We start from the raw sequence: 18,834 nt of genomic DNA, 5'->3' as shown, positions 1-18,834 counted from the left end.
GAAGCCTTGGTCCGGGCGCAACCCTGTGAATTCCCTCTTCTTCACGCGACGTTGAGGCGGGCTTAGTGTAGGTAACGGTTGCTACGCGGCGTGTGTCTGCGCCGTGAGCGACGCGTTCGTCGATTTCGCCGGCCCTCGGGACGGGGCCTGGGAGGTGGAGCCGCGATGGTGCGTGGCGGGAGCGCGACGACCGGGCCGACGCTGGCGGTCGTGGCTCGCGAGGCCGGGGTGTCCGTGCCGACCGCGTCGAAGGTCGTCAACGGCCGGGAGGACGTGGCGCCGGAGACGCGCCGCCGGGTCACCGAGGCGCTCGAAAGGCTCGGTTACGTCCGCAGACCCCGGCTGGACGCGACGAGGACGCCCGGCCTGGTCGACCTCGTCGTGCACTCGCTGGAGAGCTCCTGGTCCGCCGCGGTACTGCACGGCGTGGAGGAGGCGGCGCACGACGCGGGCCTGGAGGTGGTGGTCTCGGCGGGCCTGAACCGTACTTGGGGCGGGCGGCCGGAGCGCGGCTGGCTGGACAAGCTCACCGCGCGCGGCTCGTCCGGAGTGCTCTTCAACCTCGCCGAGCTGACCCCGTCCCAGTACGCCTGGCTCGAGCAGCACCGCATCCCGTTCGTGATGATCGACCCGGCCCACGAGCCGCCGCCGGGCGTGGTGTCCGTGGGCGCGGCCAACCACCAAGGCGGCGCCCGCGCCACCGAGCACCTCCTCTCCCTCGGGCATGAGCGCATCGCCGTCATCGGCGGCTACCAGCGCAAGCTGTGCAGCAGCGCTCGCGTCGCCGGCTATCGCTCCGCGCTCGCGGCGGCGGGTGTGCGCCACCGCCCCGAGTACCTCCGCTACGGCGACTTCGACGAGGTCGTCGCCCAACGCCGGATGCTCGAGCTCCTCGATCTGCCCGAGCCGCCGACCGCCGTCTTCGTCTGCTCCGACAAGATGGCCCTCGGTGCCTACGAGGCCGTGGCCCTGCGCGGCCTGCGGGTGCCGGACGACATCAGCGTGGTCGGCTTCGACGATCTCCCCGAGGCACGCTGGGCGACGCCGGCCCTGACGACCGTGCGGCAGCCGCTCTCGGAGATGGCCGCCACGGCGGTACGCCATCTGGTCGGGCTCATGGTGGGCCAGGAACCGGAGAGCGCCCGCACGGAGCTGCCGACGCGGCTGGTCGAGCGTGCGAGCACGGCTCCGCCGCGCACGTAGTCCGGGCCGCGCCGCAGCTGACACGCGCGTCGTCAGGTTGCCTACGCCGCCGTCGGCCGCGGCTCCGGAGGCGTCGGCGGCAGCGAAATTTTCGAATGACCGCAGGCGGCCGTGAGGGCGTTGACTCGACAGCAACCGGTTTCTAGATTGATTCCGTGTCACGGCTGCCCGGGGCTTCGGCAGTTCACGGGGCGCCGGGGCTCGGAACTTCGACGCATCGGGCCGGCACCTACTGATGACCGGGGCCGGACGAAAGGACTCGTATGCCTTCGGGCCAGATACACAACCCGGTGCTGCCCGGATTCCATCCGGACCCGAGCATCCTGCGCGTCGGTGGCGAGTACTTTCTCGCCACGTCGACTTTCGAGTGGTACCCCGGCGTGCCCGTGCACCGTTCGACGGACCTCGTGAACTGGGAGCCGGCCGGTCACATCCTGGACCGCCCGGATCTGCTCGATCTGCACGGAGTCGCCGACTCGGCCGGGGTGTGGGCGCCGTCGCTGTCGTACCACGACGGCCGGTTCTGGCTCGTCTACACCATCGTGCGGACCGTCGGGAGTCCGTACAAGGACGTCGACAACTATCTGATCACCGCCCCCTCCATCGAGGGCCCCTGGTCGGAGCCGGTCTTCCTGAACTCCTCCGGATTCGACCCGTCCCTCTTCCACGACGAGGACGGCCGGACCTGGCTGCTGAACATGCAGTGGGACCACCGCGACGGGCACCCGTCGTTCGCCGGGATCCTGCTCCAGGAGTACGACGCCGAGAAGAAGGCCCTGATCGGGCAGGCGCGCACGATCCTCACGCACGACGAACTCATCGAGGGGCCCAACGTCTACCGCCGCGACGGCTGGTACCACCTGATGCTCGCCGAGGGCGGCACCGGCTGGAACCACGGCATCCTGATGGCCCGCTCGCGCGAACTGACCGGCCCCTACGAGCTCGACCCCCGGGGCTCGCTCCTCACGACCCGGGACGTCCCGGACTGGCCGCTGCAGAAGGCGGGGCACGGCGAACTGGTCGAGACACCGGACGGCGAGTGGTACCTCGTCCATCTGGCCTCCCGCCCGGTTCAGACGCCCGACGGCCCGCGCTGCGTCCTCGGCCGCGAGAGCTGTCTGCAGCGCGTGACCTGGACGGACGACGGGTGGCTGCGCCTCGCCCACGGCGACAACCGGCCCCGCGTGGAGGTTCCGTCGCCCACAGGGGTCGAGCCGGGACCGGCCGTCCCGCCCGCCGTGCGCGACGACTTCGGCACCCCGGCTCTCGGGGCGGAGTGGAGCACTCTGCGCGTCCCCGCCGACGACTCCTGGCTGAGCCTGACCGAACGCCCCGGATGGCTGCGGCTGCGCGGCCGGCAGAGCCTCCACTCACGCTTCGACCAGAGCCTGGTCGCCCGGCGGCTCACCTCGGTGCACTGCGAGGCCACCACGGTCGTCGACTTCCGTCCGTCGCACTTCTCCCAGCTCGCGGGCCTGATCTGCTGGTACGACACCACCACCCACTACTACCTGCGGATCACCCACGCGGAGGGGCGCGGCCGCGTCCTCGGGATCACCGTGGCCGACGACGGCAGGTACCACGAACTCCCCGACGCCGGCATCGACATCGACGCATGGCCGCAGGTCCATCTGCGTGCCCGCTTCGACGGTGCCGAACTGCGCTTCTCCGCTTCGCCCGACGGGTCCGTGTGGCAGCGGATCGGCCCCGTCCTGGATGCCACCAAGCTGTCCGACGACTACGGCGACCGGCTCAGGTTCACCGGTGCGTTCGTCGGCGTCTGCGCCCAGGATCTCGGCGGCACCCGAACCGAGGCGGACTTCGACTTCTTCGAGCTGCGCGAACTCCCATGAGGCTCCGAACCGCGCCGGCTCCTTGGTGAACGCCGGCTCCTTCGAGGAACAGTGAGGCCATGTACCGGGACCCCGTACACGACGGAGCCACCGACCCCACGCTCATCCGGCACCGTGCGACCGGCGAGTGGTGGATGTTCTACACCGCACGCCGCCCGCATCTGGAGTGCGACGGTGCCGAATGGGTGCACGGCACCGACATCGGCATCGCGACCAGCGCGGACGGCGGCCGCACCTGGACGCATCGCGGAACGGCCGAGGGCCTGGAGTTCGAGCCGGGCCGCAACACCTACTGGGCGCCGGAAGTCCTGTGGCACGACGGGACGTACCACATGTACGTCTCCTACCTGAGCGGCGTACGGTCCGACTGGAGCGGCGACGCGCAGATCCTGCACTACACATCGCAGGACTTGGCCCACTGGGACGTCGCGTCCGTACTCGACCTCGGCAGTGAGCGGGTGATCGACGCCGCCGTGTACGGACTGCCCGGCGGCGGCTGGCGGCTGTGGTTCAAGGACGAGCGCGACGGCAGCCGCATCCACGGCGCCGACTCGTCCGATCTGTACTCCTGGAAGCGGCGCCCCGGTCCGGCCGCGGGCGACCAGCCCCAGGAGGGGCCGAGCGTGTTCCGGCTGGTGGGCTCGTACTGGATGGTCACCGACAACTGGTCGGGCCTGTCCGTCTACCGCTCCGACGACCTCGACACCTGGGCGCGTCAGCCGTACCAGTTGCTCGCGCCCCACGGCCATCACGCCATGGCTGTCGAGCAGGGCGATGACCGGGCGCTTCTCGTCTACTTCAGCCATGTGGGCGACGAGCACGTCACGCATGCCGCCGACGGGCGCCGCTCAGTTGTCCGCGCGACACCGTTGACGGTCAGCGCCGGCCGGCTGGTCTGCACCCCGGACACCGCTGACGGCGCCGCCTTCCCGCCGCTGCGAGCGAAGCTCACGTCAGTCATGCGCGGCGGCACCCGCCCGGAGGACCGCACCGGCTGACGGCTCCCGGCCCGGTACCGCGGCTCCGTACGTCGTCGCCCGGAAATGCGTGAGGGGCCACTCCTCGGTGGCCCCTCACGTGCAGTTGATGTCGCCGGGAAACGACGACCCCCGCGACGTGCCCGGTTCAGCGGGCGGTGTACGCGCCGTCGACCAGGTGGTAGCTGCCGTGCACGAAGGACGCGCGGTCGGAGAGCAGGAAGGCGACCAGTTCGGCGACCTCCTCGGGGCGGCCGAGGCGGCCGGTGGCGTGCAGGGCGGTGAGGCCGGCGTAAGCCTCCTGGTCCATGGCCTGCAGGGCAGGGGTCTCGATGAAGCCGGGACCGACCGCGTTGATGCGGATGCCCTTGTCTGCGTACTCGAGGGCCGCGGTCTTCGTCAGGCCGATGACGCCGTGCTTGGCGGCGACGTAGGCGGAGGAGCCGGCCCAGGCGACGGAGCCGAGGATGGACGCGACGTTGACGATGGCGCCGCCGCCCGCGGCCTGCAGGGCGGGGATCTCATAGCGCATCGAGAAGAAGACGCCGTCGAGGTCGGTGCGGACCACACGGTTCCAGACGTCGATGTCGTACTCGCCGACGGGGGTGCCGTCGGCGCCGATGCCGGCGTTGTTCACCGCCAGGTGCAGGGCGCCGAAGGTGTCGACGGCGAAGCGTACGCCGGCCTCGACCGATGCGGCGTCGGAGACGTCGACGCGCACGGCGGCCGCCTTGATGCCCTCCGACTTGAGCTGCTCGGCGGCCTGTTCGGCGCCCTCGAGGTTGTAGTCGGCGATGACGACGGCCGCGCCTGCCTGGCCGAGGCGGCGGGCCACGGCGAGGCCGATGCCCGAGGCGGAGCCGGTGACGATCGCGGTCTTGCCGTCGAACTCGGTGGCGTATTCGGTGGTGTTCAAGGTACCCAGTGCTTCTTTCTGCTTCTTTGTCGCTTTAGGGCTTTAGTGCTTGAGTGCGCGCTGCGCGTCGAGGTGAGGGGGAACGGATCAGCCGTTGGGGAGGATCACGGCGCGGCCGTTGATCTTGCCTGCGTGCAGTCGCTCGTACGCGAGGGGCGCCTCGTCGAGCGAGAACGTCTCGGTGTGCACGGAGACGGCGCCCGCCCGGGCGAGGTCCAGGACCTCGAAGAGCTCGCCGCGGCTGCCCCAGTACGGGGCGGCGACGGAGACCTCGAACGGCAGGTGGCCGAAGCCGACGGGAAGCCCGGCCCCGCCGATGCCGACGATGGTCACGTCGGCCTCGACGGCGGCGACGGCACCGGCGGTCTTCACGGTGGGCTCCACGCCGACGAAGTCGAAGACGGCCTGCGCGCCGAGGCCACCGGTCAGCTCGCGGACCTTCGCGGCCGCCTGCGCGTCGGACAGTACGGCCTCGTGGGCGCCGACGGTGCGGGCGAGGGCGAGCTTGTCCTCACTGACGTCCAGGGCGATGACGCGCGCCGCGGTCATGGCGCGCAGCAGCTGGATGGCGACGTGTCCGAGGCCGCCGGTGCCGATGACGACCGCGGTCGAGCCGGGCACCAGCTTGGGCAGCGACTTCTTGATCGCGTGGTACGGGGTAAGGCCGGCATCGGTCAGCGGCACGGTGGCGACCGGGTCGAGACCGCCGATCGGCACCAGGTGCCGCGCGTCGTCGACCAGCATGTACTCGGCCATCGAGCCGGGAGCGCCGAGCCCGGGCGGGAAGATGCCCAGCTCGCCGGCGCGCAGGCAGTAGTTCTCCTTGCCCTCGGCGCACTTGGCGCAGGTCCCGCAGCCCCACGGGCCGTACACGGCGACCGCGTCGCCCTCCGCGAGACCGGTCACGCCCGCGCCCAGCGCGGCCACCGTGCCGACGCCTTCATGGCCGAGCGTCAGCGGCAGCTCGTACGGGAAGCCCTCGGCGGGCCACTCCATCACCGCGATGTCGGAGTGGCACACGCCCGCGGCGGTGACCTTGAGCAGAACCTGTCCGGGGCCCGGCTCGGGATCGGGGACGGTGACGACCTCGGGTGCTGCGCCTATCTCCCGGTACTGCAGTGCCTTCATGATTCGACCTCTTTGTCCATGGTCACTTCGTTGTTTTCGACGGTCACGTCGGGGCCGGCCGCTCCGGCCGCCTGTTCCTTGAGGGCGTCGTAGGCCTGGTTCACCCACGTCACAAGGCCCCGGCCGTCCTCGTGCTCCTGGCGCGCCCAGGTACGCAGGGCCGCGGTGAGCACTCCTGCGGCGGCGCCCACCACGACGGCGGGACGCAGGTCCCGGTCGGGATCGGTGCCGAGCCGTTCGGCGATGATCGCCACGGACTCGTCCTGGGCATCGACCCGGATCCGCTCGTACGCGGCGAAGAGCGCCGGTTCGGTGTCGGTGAGCCGCAGCAGTGCCTGCCACCGCGCGTAGGGCTGCCCGCCGAGAGTCTCCCGCGCGGCAAGCCACTCCTGCACGGCGTTGCGGTAAGCGACGAACGGCGGCTCGTCGGCCGGACGCGCACGCAGGGCGGCGTTGATGTGGTCCCCGTCCGCCCGGGTGAAGTCGAGCGCCGCGTCCTCCTTGCCCTTGAAGTGGCGGCTGAACGTGCGCCGGGTGACGTCGGCACGCTCGGCGATCGCCTCGACGGTGACGGCCGCGAGGCCGCGCTCGAGGATCAGATCGATGGCCGCGGCGGCCATCGCTTCCCGGGTCTGCCGGGCCTTTCGCTGCCTGCGGTCCTCGACCGGAGGCGTGCCGCGTGTGGTGCGGCTGGAGGGCTTGGAGGGCTTCGTCGCCGTCATGCCCTCGATCATACTCCCGTCATGTCCCAATGGGACATGAGTCCCGAGAGGACTTGTGTCTCACTGGGACATCATCGCGTTAGGCTCGGTACCGAAGATCCGATCTCGAGGAAGAGACAGCTGTGCGCAACAGATTCACCAACCGGGCCGTGCTGATCACGGGAGCCGCTTCGGGCCTCGGGCAGGCCGCCGCGCTCCAGCTCGCCGACGAGGGCGCCCGTCTTTCGCTGGTCGACGTCAACGAGAAGGGGCTCGCCGAGACCGCCGCGGCCGTCGAGAAGTCCTCCCCCGGCACCGAGGTGATCACGGTCACCGCCGACGTCTCCTCCGAGGAGGACGTCGAGCGCTACGTCGCCGAGACCCTGGCCGCCTACGGCCGCATCGACGGCTTCTTCAACAACGCCGGCATCGAGGGCAAGCAGAACCTGACCGAGGACTTCGGCTCGGACGAGTTCGACCGGGTCCTGTCGATCAATCTGCGCGGCGTCTTCCTGGGCCTGAAGCACGTCCTCGCCGTCATGAAGAAGCAGGGCTCCGGCAGCGTGGTCAACACCGCCTCCGTCGGTGGTATCCGCGGCGTCGGCAACCAGTCCGGGTACGCCGCGGCCAAGCACGGCGTCGTCGGTCTCACCCGCAACTCCGCCATTGAATACGGCCAGTTCGGAGTGTCGGTCAAGGCGATAGCGCCGGGCGCGATCATGACGCCCATGGTTGAGGCCTCTTTGCGGCAGCTCGACCCGGAGAACCCGGAAGAGGCCGGCAAGCAGTTCGTCAGCGTGAACCCGATGAAGCGCTTCGGCAGGCCCGAGGAGGTCGCCCACCTCGTGGCGTTCCTGCTGTCGGACGACGCCCAGTTCATCAACGCGGCGGTCGTTCCGATCGATGGCGGGCAGTCCTACAAGTACTGAGCCTTCAGCGAGGGACACGCAGGTTCACGGGCGCGCCGGGTCGCTCTCCTCGTATGAGACGACCGGGGGCCGCGCGCCCACGATCCGCAGCGCGATGTCGCCGTACTGGTACGCGAGTTGGTCGACGGAGAACTCGCCACCCTCGTGGAACCAGCTGGCCACGCCGATGCCCATGTCGAGGATCGAGTACGAGGCGATCCTGGCCGACTGGACGTGGAAGGCACCCTCAGCGGCACCCCGCTCGATGAGCTCGCGGAAGCGGCGCTCGTAGTCGCTGCGGCGCTTGAGCACCCGCTCCTGGTCGGGCTGTTCCAGGCTGCCGATTTCCCGGTTGCCGACGAAGGCCTCCAGGCGATGGCGCGCGTGGTAGCGGATGTGCGCCTCCACGGCGCGCCGCAGCTGATCCCGCACATCGTCGGCGCCGGCGACGGCCGCCGTGTTGTCCGCGATGAGCTGCTCCATCGTTCCGATCATGATCTCGGCCAGCAGCTCGTGCTTGGAAGCCACGTGTTTGTAGAGGCTCGGACCGCGGATGCCGACGGCGGCGCCGATGTCGGTCATGGTGGTGGACCGGTAGCCCTGCTCGGCGAAGAGACGCAGCGCCGCCTGCCGGATCGCCGACCGGCGGTCGGCCGTGGGCGCGCCCTCCGGCCGCGCGGGCCGGTGCGGACGCTCGTAGGGCCCGCCCTCAGATGCGCTCACACGACCCCCTGAAGCTACTGGCAATTAGCCAATCTTATCTGCCTGGGCCAGCCACTATAGCCCGCACCCTTGACACAACGCTCCCTCCACCCCTGTCATGGCTAATGGTCAGTAGCCAAGATCAGGGGTGAGAAGTGTCCATCAGCTTCGAGATCGACGAACGGGTCGCCGGCATCGCGCGGCGCACCACCGAGTTCGTACGCGATGTGGTCATACCCGAGGAGCAGACGTGCGGCGGGAACGTCCACGACGGACCGGAACCGCTGCGGCGGCGCCTGCAGGAGGCGGCCCGTGCGGCGGGGGTGTTCGCTCCGCATGTCGGCGAGGAGTTCGGCGGACTCGGGCTTGACCTGCGCGGGCAGGCGGTGGTGTTCGAGGCGGCCGGGTACTCGCTGCTCGGGCCGCTCGCGCTGAACTGCGCGGCGCCCGACGAGGGCAACATGCACCTGCTCGAGGTGGTGGCCACCGAGGAGCAGAAGGAGCGGTTTCTGCGCCCATTGGCCGCCGGTGAGGTGCGTTCCTGCTTCGCGATGACCGAGCCGGCGCCCGGCGCGGGATCCGACCCGCGTGCGCTCACCACGACGGCGACGAAGACGGACGGCGGCTGGCGGATCGACGGCCGCAAGTGGTTCATCAGCGGCGCCGACGGAGCGGCCTTCGCCATCTGCATGGCACGCACCAGCGGCGGGCCCGGCGACGCGGGCGGCGCGACGATGTTCCTCGTGGATGCCGGCAACCCGGGTATGAAGATCGTCCGGAACATCGACACTCTGGACCAGGGCCTGTTCGGCGGACACAGCGAGGTCGTCTTCGAGGGCTGCGAGGTCGCGGACAGCGATGTGCTGGGCGAGGTCGACCAGGGCTTCAGGTATGCGCAGGTGCGCCTCGGCCCCGCGCGTATGACCCACTGCATGCGCTGGCTCGGGGTGGCGCGCCGGGCCCAGGACATCGCCCTCGAGCGCGCGGCGAACCGCTCGGCCTTCGGCGGACCGCTGGCCGAACTGGGCATGGTGCAGCAGCTGCTGGCCGACTCCGAGATCGACATCGAGACCAGCCGTGCGGTGCTGTGGCGCGCCTGCTGGGAACTGGACCAGGGCCGCTCGGCCGCCCAGCACACCTCGATCGCCAAGACGTACGTCTCCGAGGCGGTGAACCGGGTGGTCGACCGCGCCGTCCAGGTGTGCGGCGCGCTCGGTATCTCGGGGGACGCGCCGCTGTCGCGGCTGTACCGGGAGGTGCGTCCGTTCCGTATCTACGACGGCCCCTCCGAGACCCACCGCTGGGCCATCGCCAAACGCGCGGTGCGGGCGGCAAAGGACCGGAGGGCCGCGCAGTGACGGAGACGGCCGTGGTCGGGGTCGACGTGCCCGCTCTGCAGGACTACTTCGAACGCAACGTGCCAGCCTGCGCGGGCCCGTTGACGGTGCGTTTGATGCACGGTGGCCGGTCCAACCTGACGTACGAGGTGACGGACGGGACTCACCGCTGGGTGCTGCGCCGGCCGCCGCTGGGGGTGCTGACGCCGACCGCGCACGACATGGACCGCGAGTACCGCGTCGTCGCCTCGCTCGGCGACACCGGCGTGCCGGTCGCCCGGGCCGTGCTGTCGTGCACGGACCCGGAGGTGATCGGAGCGCCGTTCTGCGTGGTCGACTTCGTGGAGGGCCCCGTGCTGCGCGACGGCGACGAGGCCGTCGCGCTGGCGCCCGGCGATGCCCGGCGCGCCGCCGAAGCGCTCGTGGACGCCCTGGTGGCACTCCACGCGGTCGACGCCTCCGACGTCGGGCTCGGCGACTTCGGCCACCCCGACGGCTATCTGGAACGGCAGGTGCGACGGTGGCGCGGGCAGTGGGACAGAGTCGCCACGCGCGCGCTGCCGGACCTCGACGAGCTGCACGGCAGGCTCGCCCGCGCCCTGCCCGCGAGCGGCGCCCCGGCGATCGTGCACGGCGACTACCGCCTGGACAACACCATCCTCGCGCCCGGCGACCTCGGGCGGATCGCGGCGATCGTCGACTGGGAGATGGCCACCCTCGGTGATCCTCTCGCTGATCTCGGGATGCTGCTCATGTACTGGGATCCGGCCTGCGAACCGGTCCTCGGAGCACGCCACGTCCCGACGGCCAACCCGGGATTCCCCTCGGGCCGCGAGCTGGCCGAACGGTACGCCGAGAAGTCCGGCCGGGACATCGAAGCCGTCGACTACTACCAGGCGCTGGGGTGCTTCAAGCTCGCCGTGATCGCGGAGGGCATCCACGCCCGCTACCTCGCGGGACAGACCGTCGGCGCCGGCTTCGAGCGCGTCGGCTCCGCGGTGCCCGCACTGCTGCGCTCGGGCTTGGAACTGCTGCCATGACCACTGACGCGTCGACCGGAAGGAAAGAACTCGTGCACGAACGGCTGTCCGGACATGTAGCACTGATCACGGGCGCGACCGGCGGCATAGGAGATGCCGTCTCGCGCCGGCTGGCCGCCGAGGGCGCCGCGGTCGTGGTGACCGACGTCGATGCCGGCCGCTGCGAGGAGCTGGCGAAGGAGCTGTCGGCCGAGGGGGCGCGTGCGCTCGGCCTCGCGCTGGACGTCAGCGACGAGGAGGCGTGGCGCGGGGTGGTCGAGCGGGTGGTCGCCGAACTGGGCGGCCTGTCCGTGCTCGTCAACAACGCGGGTATCGCCGAGATGCGGACCGTGGAGACGGAGACCCGGGAGTCCTGGGACAAGGTCATCGCGGTCACCCAGACCGGTGTCTGGCTCGGCATGAAGCACGGTGGGCCCGCGATCGAACGGTCCGGTGGCGGCTCCATCGTCAACATCGCATCGATCTTCGGCACGGTCGGCGGCTTCGGAAGCCAGTTCTCGTACCACGCCGCGAAGGGCGCGGTACGGCTGATGACGAAGAACGCCGCACTGCACTGGGCCACGCGCGGCGTGCGCGTCAACTCGATCCACCCCGGCTTCATCGAGACGCCCCGCTCGCGCGAGCTCTGGCAAGGCACGCCCCGGCACACCGCCATGGTCGAGGGCACTCCCCTGGGCCGGCTGGGCAGGCCCGACGAGGTCGCGGGAGCGGTGGCGTTCCTCGCTTCCCAGGACGCGAGCTTCGTCACCGGCTCCGAGCTGTATGTGGACGGCGGCTGGACGGCCCGCTGACATCAAAAGAGGGGGCCGCAGCGACTGCTGCGGCCCCCTTTTCGGCTCAGTGCGGCGTCACTGCACGCGCGTGTACTGGTTCACCCCGTCAACGAACGCCACCGCGACCTGCCCCCGCAGCACCAGGACGTCCAGGTGCGCTGCCGTCTCGTTCACCGCGAGCATCTGGTTGAAGGCGCTGAGCTCGCCGAACGGCACCTCCCGGCGCGTCCAGCCCAGCTCGCGCGCCACCGCGTGCGCGTCGCGTGTGCCTTCACCCAGCGCCGTCAGGCTCTGCGCCAGCCGGTTGTCGTGGTGCGTGAGCAGCTCGGCGACGCGCGTGTGGGCGCTGTCGGCGACCGGGCCGTGCGCGGGCATCAGGCGGGCGTCGGCGTACCGGGTCATCAGCCGGAGCGAGTCCAGGTAGTCGGCGAGCGGCCGGCCACCGGGCTCGGCCAGTTCGAAGCCGATGGACGGGGTGATGTGCGGCAGGACGTGATCCCCGGAGAACAGCAGTCCGCGCTGCTCGTCCAGGTAGACCACGTGTCCCTTGGTGTGACCGGGCGTCGGTACGACGTGCAGCTCGTGGTCGCCGAAGCGGAGGGTCTCCGCGCCGAGCCAGCGGTCGGGGGTCTCCCACACGCTCGGGTCGTAGCCGCCGTGGTCCATCGCCTGGATGCGGTCGGCCAGTTCGCCGGCGCCCGCCCTGCGCAACGTCTCCAGTGAGCCGGCGGGTTCGTCGCTGCGCAGCCGGTCGAGCATCTCCAGGCCCGGCCGTTCGCCCGCGCCCAGGTACACGCGTGAGCCGAGCAGCCGGCGCAACTCCACGGCGTTCGTGTAGTGGTCGCGGTGGATGTGGGTGACCAGGATGTGGCTGATGTCGCCGAGGTCGCGGCCGATGGCGGCCATGGCCTCCTCGAGCGCCTTGCGTGCCTCCGGGATCGCCCAGCCGCCGTCGATCATGACGATGCCGTCGTCGTCCGCGAGGTTCTCCAGCAGATAGACATTGACCGCGTGAAGGCCGTCGTTGGGCAGCGGCAGAGGAACGCGGTGCACCCCGGGCTGCACGGTCTGGACTCCGGCTGCGGCCCATGGGCCCTGGTCGAACCGCGTTGTCATGACTCTCCCTTGCTCGTGTGCCGCTGTGGTTCAGGGCCGGGGGTGCGTGTGAGCCTGCCGACCGGTGTGTCCTTGTGTCAGGCCGGATCGGGGGTGCGCGCATGCATTCGGCGAGCCAGTTCGCGGGCACCGAACCGGTCGAGCTTTCCGACCTTGGTCTGCGGCAGTTCCTCGATGCCGTACACGTACTCGGGCCACTTGGTCTTGGACAGGCCGACGCTCTCCAGGTGCCCGGTCACCTCCGCGAGGTCGATGCCGCCGCCGTCCTCGGTGACGACGAGGAGCGCCACACGTTCGCCCAGCACCTCGTCCGGGACGGCCGCCACGCAGGCCCTGGCCACGCGCGGATAGCTGGCGACCGCCCGTTCTATCTCGGTGATGTCGATGTTGCGGCCGCCGCGGATGATGACGTCCTTCTCGCGGCCCATGATGCTGATGGTGCCGTCCTCGTGGGTCATCAGCAGGTCGCCGGTGGGGAAGTAGCCGTCGTCCGTGAGCGCGGGCGGCTCGACCCTGCCGTCGCGAGCGTAGCCGAGGAAGAGGGAGGGACCGCGGACCTGTGCGCGGCCGGACGTGCCCGGTCCGGCTTCGATCCCCTCGGGCGTGATGGCGCGGAGGTCGGTTCCAGGGAAGGGACGGCCGTCCCTGCCGAGCCGGATCTCCTCGGGGTCGTCGGGACCGGGCGAGGTGTGGCCGAGGCACTCGGACATGCCGAAGACCCGGAGAATCTTCGTGCCCAGGGACTGTTCGGCGCGCGCGAGAGCTCCACGATCCATGGGGCCGCCGCCCACGGTGATCGCGCGGACTCCCGCGAGGATCCCGGAACCGGCCGCCTCGGCGCCCATCTGCAGCGCCATCGTGGGCACGCACATGGTCCAGCGGACCTCGGCATCGGCCATCCGCCGCAGCGCTACGGCGCGGTCCCACTTCGCCGTCAGAACGAGCGGGCCGCCCAGCAGAAGCGAGAGGTAGACGCCGAAGCAGTACGCGGCCGTCGATGACAGCGGCACGATCGCGGCCACCGCGTCGCCGCGGGTCAGGCCGTTGATCTCGATGGTGCACGAGCCGGCGTAGCGCAGGGCCTCCTCGGACTGCACGACGCCCTTGGGCCGTCCGGTCGAGCCGGAGGTCAGGCCGATGAGGACGCCACCCGACCAGCGTGAGACATCAGGCTGCCCGGCCGCGGAGAGGCAGGTCCAGCCGTCGAGCACCGTGCCGTCCGCCCGTCCCGGCAGCAGCCCGGGCACCGCCCATTCGTCCATCGCCGAGGGCTCGGCGACGACGGCGTCGGGACGGATGTCCTCGAAGGCCGCGGCGAACTCTGCACGAGTGTTATGCCGGTTCACCACGGCGAGTACCCCGCCGCTCATTCCCACCGCGAGGGAGGCGGCGACGGTACGCCACGAGTTGTCGGCCTGGACCATGACGGTGCCGCCGGCCCCGTCGGGGAACATCACCTCGGCGAGCCGCGCCGCTTCGGCGAGCAGCTTGCGCGCCGTATGGCTGCCTTCGTCGTCGATCACTGCGACGAAGTCCGCCTGCTCGGCGTTCTGTTGGAACTCCCGCACTACCTGTCGCATCCCGCTTCCTCGCTACGCTGTGCCGAACTCCGTCATGAACCCTGCTGTGAACGGCTGCTGTCGATGCCGTGCCGCGACCCCCGACGAACTGGTCAACGGTGGATTCGCGTGCCTCAGCCGGTGAACATCTCCGCCTCGTGACCCATCACCGCGATACGGCGGCCCTTCATGTCCCCCACCTGTGCGACCGCATCCGCCCACTCCTGGCTCGCGAGGGCCTTCTTCAGGTCCTCCGGCGAGTCGAAGCTGAGCACGGAGATCCCGTCCCAGCCCTCGGAGCGCTTCTCCATGGCCTGGTCGATCTCGGTGTGCCGCCAGGCGCGGAGGCCGGGCAGATGGTAGGTCAGCTCGGCGTGGTCGCCGCGCCACCAGTCGATGAACTGCTCGTGCGTCCACTCGGGGGGCCGGGCTGCCAGCAGGACGAGGTTGTACATGACTGTCCTCCGTACGAGGTCGGTTGCAACGTGTTCAACGGAAGGTGTTCAACGGGTCGTGTTCAGTCGAATCGGATCTCGGACGACCGGCCGATCAGCAGACGGCTCAGGCGGCCGTTGTCGTCCACCCGCCCGGCGGCGACGAAACTCGCCTCGGGAACGCCCCCGCGCCGCACCTCTCCGAGGAAGAGCTCGTCCTGGCCGAGGGTGGTCGCGGACAGCAGATGGTGGGTGCGTGTGCCCTTCTCGCGCTGCTCGAGGTAGCCGACCAGTGCGGCGCGGTCTCCGGCGAAGTCGCTCGCGTTGCCGTCGCCGGTGGAGAACAGGATGGAGAGGGAGAAGTCGTCGCTGATCAGGTCGAGGATCCGGTTCGGCTCGTCACTGTCGAGGATCTCGAACCATGCGGTGAGGAAGGGTGCGGCGGCAGCGGTGGCGGTGTCGGTCATGTCAGCCTCCTTGCGGCTCCGTTGGTGCGGGTGTGGTGCGGCGTACGGCGTACGGCCCGGCGGCTACTCCGGCTGATCGATGAGGTCGAACGTCGTCGTGAAGAAGGACTGGTAACGCGCCATCTGGCCGTCGGGCGTGACAACCGCCGCCGACAGGAAGGACCCGACGGGCTTCCCGGACTCCTTCACCACTCCGTACGCGGTCTCCAGATCACCGTCGGAGCTGTACCTGAGGATTTCGTGGACCCTCTCGACCGCGTTGCGGCCCGCGATGTAGTCCGCGAAGTCGACCTTGGACCAGCCCGTCGCCTCGCGGCCCGGCAAGGCGATCAGGAAGCGGAAGTCGGGTGCGATGAGTTCGAGCGCCTGCTCGGGGTGGTCGCTGTCCATACGTGCCATGTAGGCGCGCAACGCGCTGGCCATGGGTGTCCTCTCGCTGGTGGGAAGGTTGCAACCGTGGTCGGGGAAAGACATCAGCCGCGGGCAGGCGGCGTGAAGAAGTCACCCAGCGACTCCCAACGGCCGTTCCTGGCCACGATCTTCTGTACGTCGCGGGTGCCCAGGTGACGGTCGGCGGAGTAGGTGAGCACCGGCCCCACGCCCGTGTCGACGTGGCGCGCGTTTTGGTAGGCCCGGGTCAGCGACGCGGCGGTGACCGGCCCGTCGATGGTAGCTGCGACCTCCACGAACGCCTTGGCCGCTTCCCAGCCCCACAAGGTGATGAAGTCGGCAGGCTGTCCGGGCTCGTACTTCGCCATCGCCCTGCGGAACTCCTTGATGGCCGGGTCGTCGTCGTGCGGCGACTTGACCAGCTGCACCGACTTGAGGCCTTCGGCCGCCTTGCCGGCCAGCGTCAGCGTGGACTGTGCCGCCACGGGTGCATAGCCGTACGAGGGGACGTCCAGTCCTTGCAGCTTGGCTTCCTTCAGGTAGGACGCGGCTTCCGAGGCTTGCAGGATCAGGACGACGGCGTCGGGCCGCTGGGCCTTCACCTTGCTGATCACCGGGCTGTAGTCGGTGGTCGCGAGCTTGACCTTCAGGCGTTTCACCTGGACGGACGGATCGGCGTTGCGGGCAGCGGGGCCGACCTGCTTGGCGACGTTCACGAAAGCCGCCGGGTCGCTGTGCACGACCAGCACCTTCTTCGCTCCGTCGCGCGCCACCCAGTCCCCCAGCGCGGCCGCCTGGTCCTCGTACAGGGTCTGCAGCCCGAACAGTCCGTCGCGGGCCGGCCGGTACCAGGACGCGTCTCCGCCGAGCGTGTTGAGGATCGGCACCTTCGACTGCTCGAGCACGAAGGGGAACGTGGCCTGGGTCTGGGACGTGCCGTTCGCGGCGACGATGGCCACGACCCCGTCCTGGTCGACGAGTCGACGGGCGATCTGGACCGTCTGCTGCGGGTCGGCGGCGCTGTCCTTGACGATCCACTTGATCCTGCGGCCGTTGATCCCGCCCTGTGCGTTGACGGACTTGAAGTACGCGTCGGCACCGGCCCTCTCAGGAACCCCGAAAGTGGCCTGTGGTCCAGTGAGCGGTAGCCACGCACCGATTTTGATGATCTTGTCGTCCCCTGCCGCCGAGGGGCCTCCGGTGCCGCAGGCACTCGCCACCACGGCGAGCATGGCGGCGAGTACGGCGATGAGCGCGCGTGTCGTGCGTCGTCGCATGACCCCTCCTCAGATCAACCTGAGTTAAGTTCAATTCAGTTGGGATTTTAATCCTGGGGAAACACAGCTGGCAATGGCTGGTTACGTTCTCGATCACTGCGAATGCGCACGGGACAACAGAGCGGCCCCCTGACGGACAACCGTCCGTCAGGGGGCCGCGAAGTACAGCTCCGCTCAGCGCATCAGGAGGCGACCATCCGCACGCAGGCGCCCTCGATCAGCTCACTGATCTCCGAAAGCGGCGTCGGTCCGGACGGCCGGTACCACCGCCACACGCTGACGATCAGGCCGAGTACGCTCGCGCCGAGCAGCTGGGCGTCCCGCAGCGGGAAGGCGCCCTGGGACATGCCCTTCACCAGCAGGGTCGTCCAGTCCCTCTCGACGACCTGCACCAACTGCCGGGCCGCGACCCGCTCTGCCTCCTCGCGCTTGGACCTGCGCGACCCCGACAGCAGGTCCATGTGGTTCTGCAGGATGCGCATCTGCAGGACCTCGTGCGGGGAGACGTCGTACGCCGCGCGGACCGCGGCCCGCAGCGCCTCGACCGGGTCCGCCTTGTCCGTGGTGGCCTCGACGAACCGGTCGTGGGAGCGCTGCAGTTCGAGCCGCATGATCGTCAGCAGGCAGTGGGTCTTCGACTCGAAGTAGTGGTAGAGGGCGGTCTGTCCGATGCCGACCCGCTCGGCCACCGTGGACCACTTGGTGGCCTCGAAACCGGTCTCGCCGAAGCAGTCGACGGCCGCCGTGAGAATGGCCGCGCGCTTGGACCGCGGTCCCGCCTCCGGTTCAACGATCCTTGTCATGACCTCTCTCCTGGCCGTCACACACCGTGTCCGTACACCGAGAGTAAACCCAAGTTGAACTCAGTTGCCAATCGCCTTCACAGAGTCTCGACCACGGTTGCGTTCGCCATCCCGCCCCCCTCGCACATCGTCTGCAGACCGTAGCGCCCGCCGGTCCTGCGCAGCTGGTGGACGAGCGTGGTCATGAGCCGGGCGCCCGTGGCGCCGAGCGGATGGCCGAGTGCTATGGCACCGCCGAAGGCGTTGACTCGCTCCGGGGCGACCTCGATCTCCTTCTGCCAGGCGAGGACGACGGAGGCGAAGGCCTCGTTGATCTCGACGAGGTCGATATCGTCGATCGAAAGCCCGGCCTTGTCCAGCACCTTCTCGGTGGCGGGGATCGGACCGGTCAGCATGAGGATCGGGTCCGAGCCGACCACGGCCATGGTGTGCACGCGCGCGAGCGGGGTCAGACCGTGGCGGCGCACCGCATCCTCGGAGGCGATGAGCAGGGCGGCGGCGCCGTCGGAGATCTGACTGGAGACGGCTGCGGTCAGCCGGCCGTCCTCGGTGAGGGTCTTCAGTCCCGCCATCTTTTCGAGCGTGGTATCGGCGCGCGGACCCTCGTCGGCGGTCAGCCCGAAGGCCGGGACGATCTCCTCGTCGAATGCCCCGCCGGCCTGGGCCGCAAGGGCACGCTGGTGGCTGGTGAGCGCGAACTGCTCCATGTCCGCGCGGGAGATGCCCCACTTCTCGGCGATCAGCTCGGCCCCGCGGAACTGCGAGACCTCTTGGTCCCCGAAGTGCTCGCGCCAGCCGTCCCCCGCGTACGGACTGCCCAGGCCGGCCTGCTCGCCTACGAACATCGGGCTGGCGATGGGCACCAGGCTCATCACCTCCACGCCACCGGCGACGACGAGGTCGGCGGCGCCCGAGCCGACCGCCTGGGCGGCGAAGTGCACGGCCTGCTGGGAGGAGCCGCACTGGCGGTCGATGGTGGTGCCGGGGACGTGCTGCGGCAGCCCGGCCGACAGCCACGCGGTGCGGGCGATGTTCCCGGTCTGTGCGCCGATCTGGCCGACGCAACCGAAGAACACGTCGTCGACCGCGCCCGGGTCGACACCGGTGCGCTCCAGCAGGGCGCGCAGCACATGGCCGCCGAGGTCGGCGGGGTGCACGCCGCTGAGCGCGCCCTTGCGGCGGCCGACAGGGGTGCGGACGGCGCCGACGATGAATGCTTCCGACACGGTGGACTCCATTTGGGATTCGAG

Annotated in this window: 19 protein-coding genes; 7 read left to right on the top strand and 12 right to left on the bottom strand. The window is 70.1% G+C overall.

The genetic code is table 11. The features are described 5' to 3' along the window. The first annotated feature begins 165 nt into the window (after positions 1-165). The 3 genes from ABT009_RS03020 to ABT009_RS03010 all read left to right on the top strand — a co-directional run bounded on the left by ABT009_RS03020 (position 166) and on the right by ABT009_RS03010 (position 4,054). Positions 166-1,203: a LacI family DNA-binding transcriptional regulator gene (locus ABT009_RS03020; RefSeq protein WP_351288896.1), complete on the top strand. Its 1,038-nt coding sequence runs from the start codon at positions 166-168 to the stop codon at positions 1,201-1,203. A gap of 263 nt (positions 1,204-1,466) precedes the next feature. Further along, complete coding sequence (locus ABT009_RS03015) at positions 1,467-3,056, top strand: glycoside hydrolase family 43 protein (RefSeq protein WP_351288894.1); 1,590 nt, start codon at positions 1,467-1,469, stop codon at positions 3,054-3,056. Between the two features lie 59 nt (positions 3,057-3,115). After that, positions 3,116-4,054 (top strand): glycoside hydrolase family protein, encoded by a 939-nt coding sequence (locus ABT009_RS03010; protein ID WP_351288892.1) that lies wholly within the window; start codon positions 3,116-3,118, stop codon positions 4,052-4,054. Positions 4,055-4,181: 127 nt separating this feature from the next. Here the strand turns inward: ABT009_RS03010 and ABT009_RS03005 are convergent, their stop codons facing one another. The 3 genes from ABT009_RS03005 to ABT009_RS02995 all read right to left on the bottom strand — a co-directional run bounded on the left by ABT009_RS03005 (position 4,182) and on the right by ABT009_RS02995 (position 6,799). Next, the gene (locus tag ABT009_RS03005; protein ID WP_351289512.1) at positions 4,182-4,958 is read right to left on the bottom strand and encodes an SDR family NAD(P)-dependent oxidoreductase; all 777 of its coding nucleotides are present in this window, start codon (positions 4,956-4,958) and stop codon (positions 4,182-4,184) included. Positions 4,959-5,036: 78 nt separating this feature from the next. Beyond that, on the bottom strand, positions 5,037-6,077 hold the full coding sequence (locus ABT009_RS03000; protein ID WP_351288890.1) for an NAD(P)-dependent alcohol dehydrogenase: 1,041 nt from the start codon (positions 6,075-6,077) through the stop codon (positions 5,037-5,039). Beyond that, positions 6,074-6,799 (bottom strand): TetR/AcrR family transcriptional regulator, encoded by a 726-nt coding sequence (locus tag ABT009_RS02995; protein ID WP_351288888.1) that lies wholly within the window; start codon positions 6,797-6,799, stop codon positions 6,074-6,076. The genes ABT009_RS03000 and ABT009_RS02995 overlap by 4 nt, the downstream gene beginning before the upstream one ends. Positions 6,800-6,921: 122 nt before the next feature. Between ABT009_RS02995 and ABT009_RS02990 the strand changes: the two genes are divergently transcribed. Further along, entirely contained in the window at positions 6,922-7,707 is a 786-nt protein-coding gene (locus tag ABT009_RS02990; protein ID WP_351288886.1) for a glucose 1-dehydrogenase, read from the top strand. Positions 7,708-7,731: 24 nt separating this feature from the next. Here the strand turns inward: ABT009_RS02990 and ABT009_RS02985 are convergent, their stop codons facing one another. Beyond that, entirely contained in the window at positions 7,732-8,409 is a 678-nt protein-coding gene (locus ABT009_RS02985) for a TetR/AcrR family transcriptional regulator (protein WP_351288884.1), read from the bottom strand. 134 nt (positions 8,410-8,543) lie between these two features. Between ABT009_RS02985 and ABT009_RS02980 the strand changes: the two genes are divergently transcribed. From ABT009_RS02980 to ABT009_RS02970, 3 genes are read left to right on the top strand one after another with little or no spacing between them, the layout of a single operon-like run. Beyond that, a complete protein-coding gene (locus tag ABT009_RS02980; protein WP_351288882.1) occupies positions 8,544-9,746 on the top strand; it encodes an acyl-CoA dehydrogenase family protein in 1,203 nt (400 codons plus the stop codon). After that, positions 9,743-10,765: a phosphotransferase family protein gene (locus tag ABT009_RS02975; protein WP_351288880.1), complete on the top strand. Its 1,023-nt coding sequence runs from the start codon at positions 9,743-9,745 to the stop codon at positions 10,763-10,765. Before ABT009_RS02980 ends, ABT009_RS02975 begins: the two co-directional genes overlap by 4 nt. 32 nt (positions 10,766-10,797) lie before the next feature. Then, positions 10,798-11,556, top strand: a complete 759-nt coding sequence (locus tag ABT009_RS02970; RefSeq protein ID WP_351289510.1) for an SDR family NAD(P)-dependent oxidoreductase — start codon at positions 10,798-10,800, stop codon at positions 11,554-11,556. A gap of 57 nt (positions 11,557-11,613) precedes the next feature. On the opposite strand, the gene ABT009_RS02965 is transcribed toward ABT009_RS02970, so the two are convergent. From ABT009_RS02965 to ABT009_RS02930, 8 genes are all read right to left on the bottom strand, one after another. Continuing rightward, positions 11,614-12,654, bottom strand: coding sequence for an MBL fold metallo-hydrolase (locus ABT009_RS02965; RefSeq protein WP_351288878.1), 1,041 nt, complete (start codon positions 12,652-12,654; stop codon positions 11,614-11,616). Between the two features lie 77 nt (positions 12,655-12,731). Continuing rightward, positions 12,732-14,234 (bottom strand): class I adenylate-forming enzyme family protein, encoded by a 1,503-nt coding sequence (locus ABT009_RS02960; RefSeq protein ID WP_351288876.1) that lies wholly within the window; start codon positions 14,232-14,234, stop codon positions 12,732-12,734. Positions 14,235-14,347: 113 nt separating this feature from the next. Continuing rightward, complete coding sequence (locus ABT009_RS02955; protein ID WP_351288874.1) at positions 14,348-14,668, bottom strand: EthD domain-containing protein; 321 nt, start codon at positions 14,666-14,668, stop codon at positions 14,348-14,350. 62 nt (positions 14,669-14,730) lie between these two features. Further along, on the bottom strand, positions 14,731-15,114 hold the full coding sequence (locus ABT009_RS02950; RefSeq protein WP_351288872.1) for a hypothetical protein: 384 nt from the start codon (positions 15,112-15,114) through the stop codon (positions 14,731-14,733). Between the two features lie 63 nt (positions 15,115-15,177). Next, positions 15,178-15,537: a nuclear transport factor 2-like protein gene (locus ABT009_RS02945; protein WP_351288870.1), complete on the bottom strand. Its 360-nt coding sequence runs from the start codon at positions 15,535-15,537 to the stop codon at positions 15,178-15,180. 50 nt (positions 15,538-15,587) lie between these two features. Further along, on the bottom strand, positions 15,588-16,781 hold the full coding sequence (locus ABT009_RS02940; RefSeq protein WP_351288868.1) for an ABC transporter substrate-binding protein: 1,194 nt from the start codon (positions 16,779-16,781) through the stop codon (positions 15,588-15,590). Positions 16,782-16,963: 182 nt separating this feature from the next. After that, positions 16,964-17,584: a TetR/AcrR family transcriptional regulator gene (locus ABT009_RS02935; RefSeq protein WP_351288866.1), complete on the bottom strand. Its 621-nt coding sequence runs from the start codon at positions 17,582-17,584 to the stop codon at positions 16,964-16,966. 77 nt (positions 17,585-17,661) lie between these two features. Then, positions 17,662-18,810 carry an acetyl-CoA C-acetyltransferase gene (locus ABT009_RS02930; RefSeq protein ID WP_351288864.1) on the bottom strand — a complete coding sequence of 383 codons (1,149 nt, stop codon included), beginning with the start codon at positions 18,808-18,810 and terminating at the stop codon, positions 17,662-17,664. Positions 18,811-18,834 lie beyond the last annotated feature (24 nt).

Origin of the sequence: Streptomyces sp. NPDC002896, assembly GCF_040295225.1 — a bacterium.
GTDB lineage: Bacteria > Actinomycetota > Actinomycetes > Streptomycetales > Streptomycetaceae > Streptomyces.
The sequence above is the reverse complement of the archived record's forward strand: the minus strand, read 5'-3'. Positions and strand labels throughout refer to the sequence as shown.

Coding starts and splice junctions, on each gene's coding strand:
- ABT009_RS03020 (WP_351288896.1), top strand. CDS start 166: ATGGTGCGTGGCGGGAGCGCGACGACCGGGCCGACGCTGGCGGTCGTG.
- ABT009_RS03015 (WP_351288894.1), top strand. CDS start 1,467: ATGCCTTCGGGCCAGATACACAACCCGGTGCTGCCCGGATTCCATCCG.
- ABT009_RS03010 (WP_351288892.1), top strand. CDS start 3,116: ATGTACCGGGACCCCGTACACGACGGAGCCACCGACCCCACGCTCATC.
- ABT009_RS03000 (WP_351288890.1), bottom strand. CDS start 6,077: ATGAAGGCACTGCAGTACCGGGAGATAGGCGCAGCACCCGAGGTCGTC.
- ABT009_RS02995 (WP_351288888.1), bottom strand. CDS start 6,799: ATGACGGCGACGAAGCCCTCCAAGCCCTCCAGCCGCACCACACGCGGC.
- ABT009_RS02965 (WP_351288878.1), bottom strand. CDS start 12,654: ATGACAACGCGGTTCGACCAGGGCCCATGGGCCGCAGCCGGAGTCCAG.
- ABT009_RS02960 (WP_351288876.1), bottom strand. CDS start 14,234: ATGCGACAGGTAGTGCGGGAGTTCCAACAGAACGCCGAGCAGGCGGAC.
- ABT009_RS02955 (WP_351288874.1), bottom strand. CDS start 14,668: ATGTACAACCTCGTCCTGCTGGCAGCCCGGCCCCCCGAGTGGACGCAC.
- ABT009_RS02950 (WP_351288872.1), bottom strand. CDS start 15,114: ATGACCGACACCGCCACCGCTGCCGCCGCACCCTTCCTCACCGCATGG.
- ABT009_RS02945 (WP_351288870.1), bottom strand. CDS start 15,537: ATGGCCAGCGCGTTGCGCGCCTACATGGCACGTATGGACAGCGACCAC.
- ABT009_RS02940 (WP_351288868.1), bottom strand. CDS start 16,781: ATGCGACGACGCACGACACGCGCGCTCATCGCCGTACTCGCCGCCATG.
- ABT009_RS02935 (WP_351288866.1), bottom strand. CDS start 17,584: ATGACAAGGATCGTTGAACCGGAGGCGGGACCGCGGTCCAAGCGCGCG.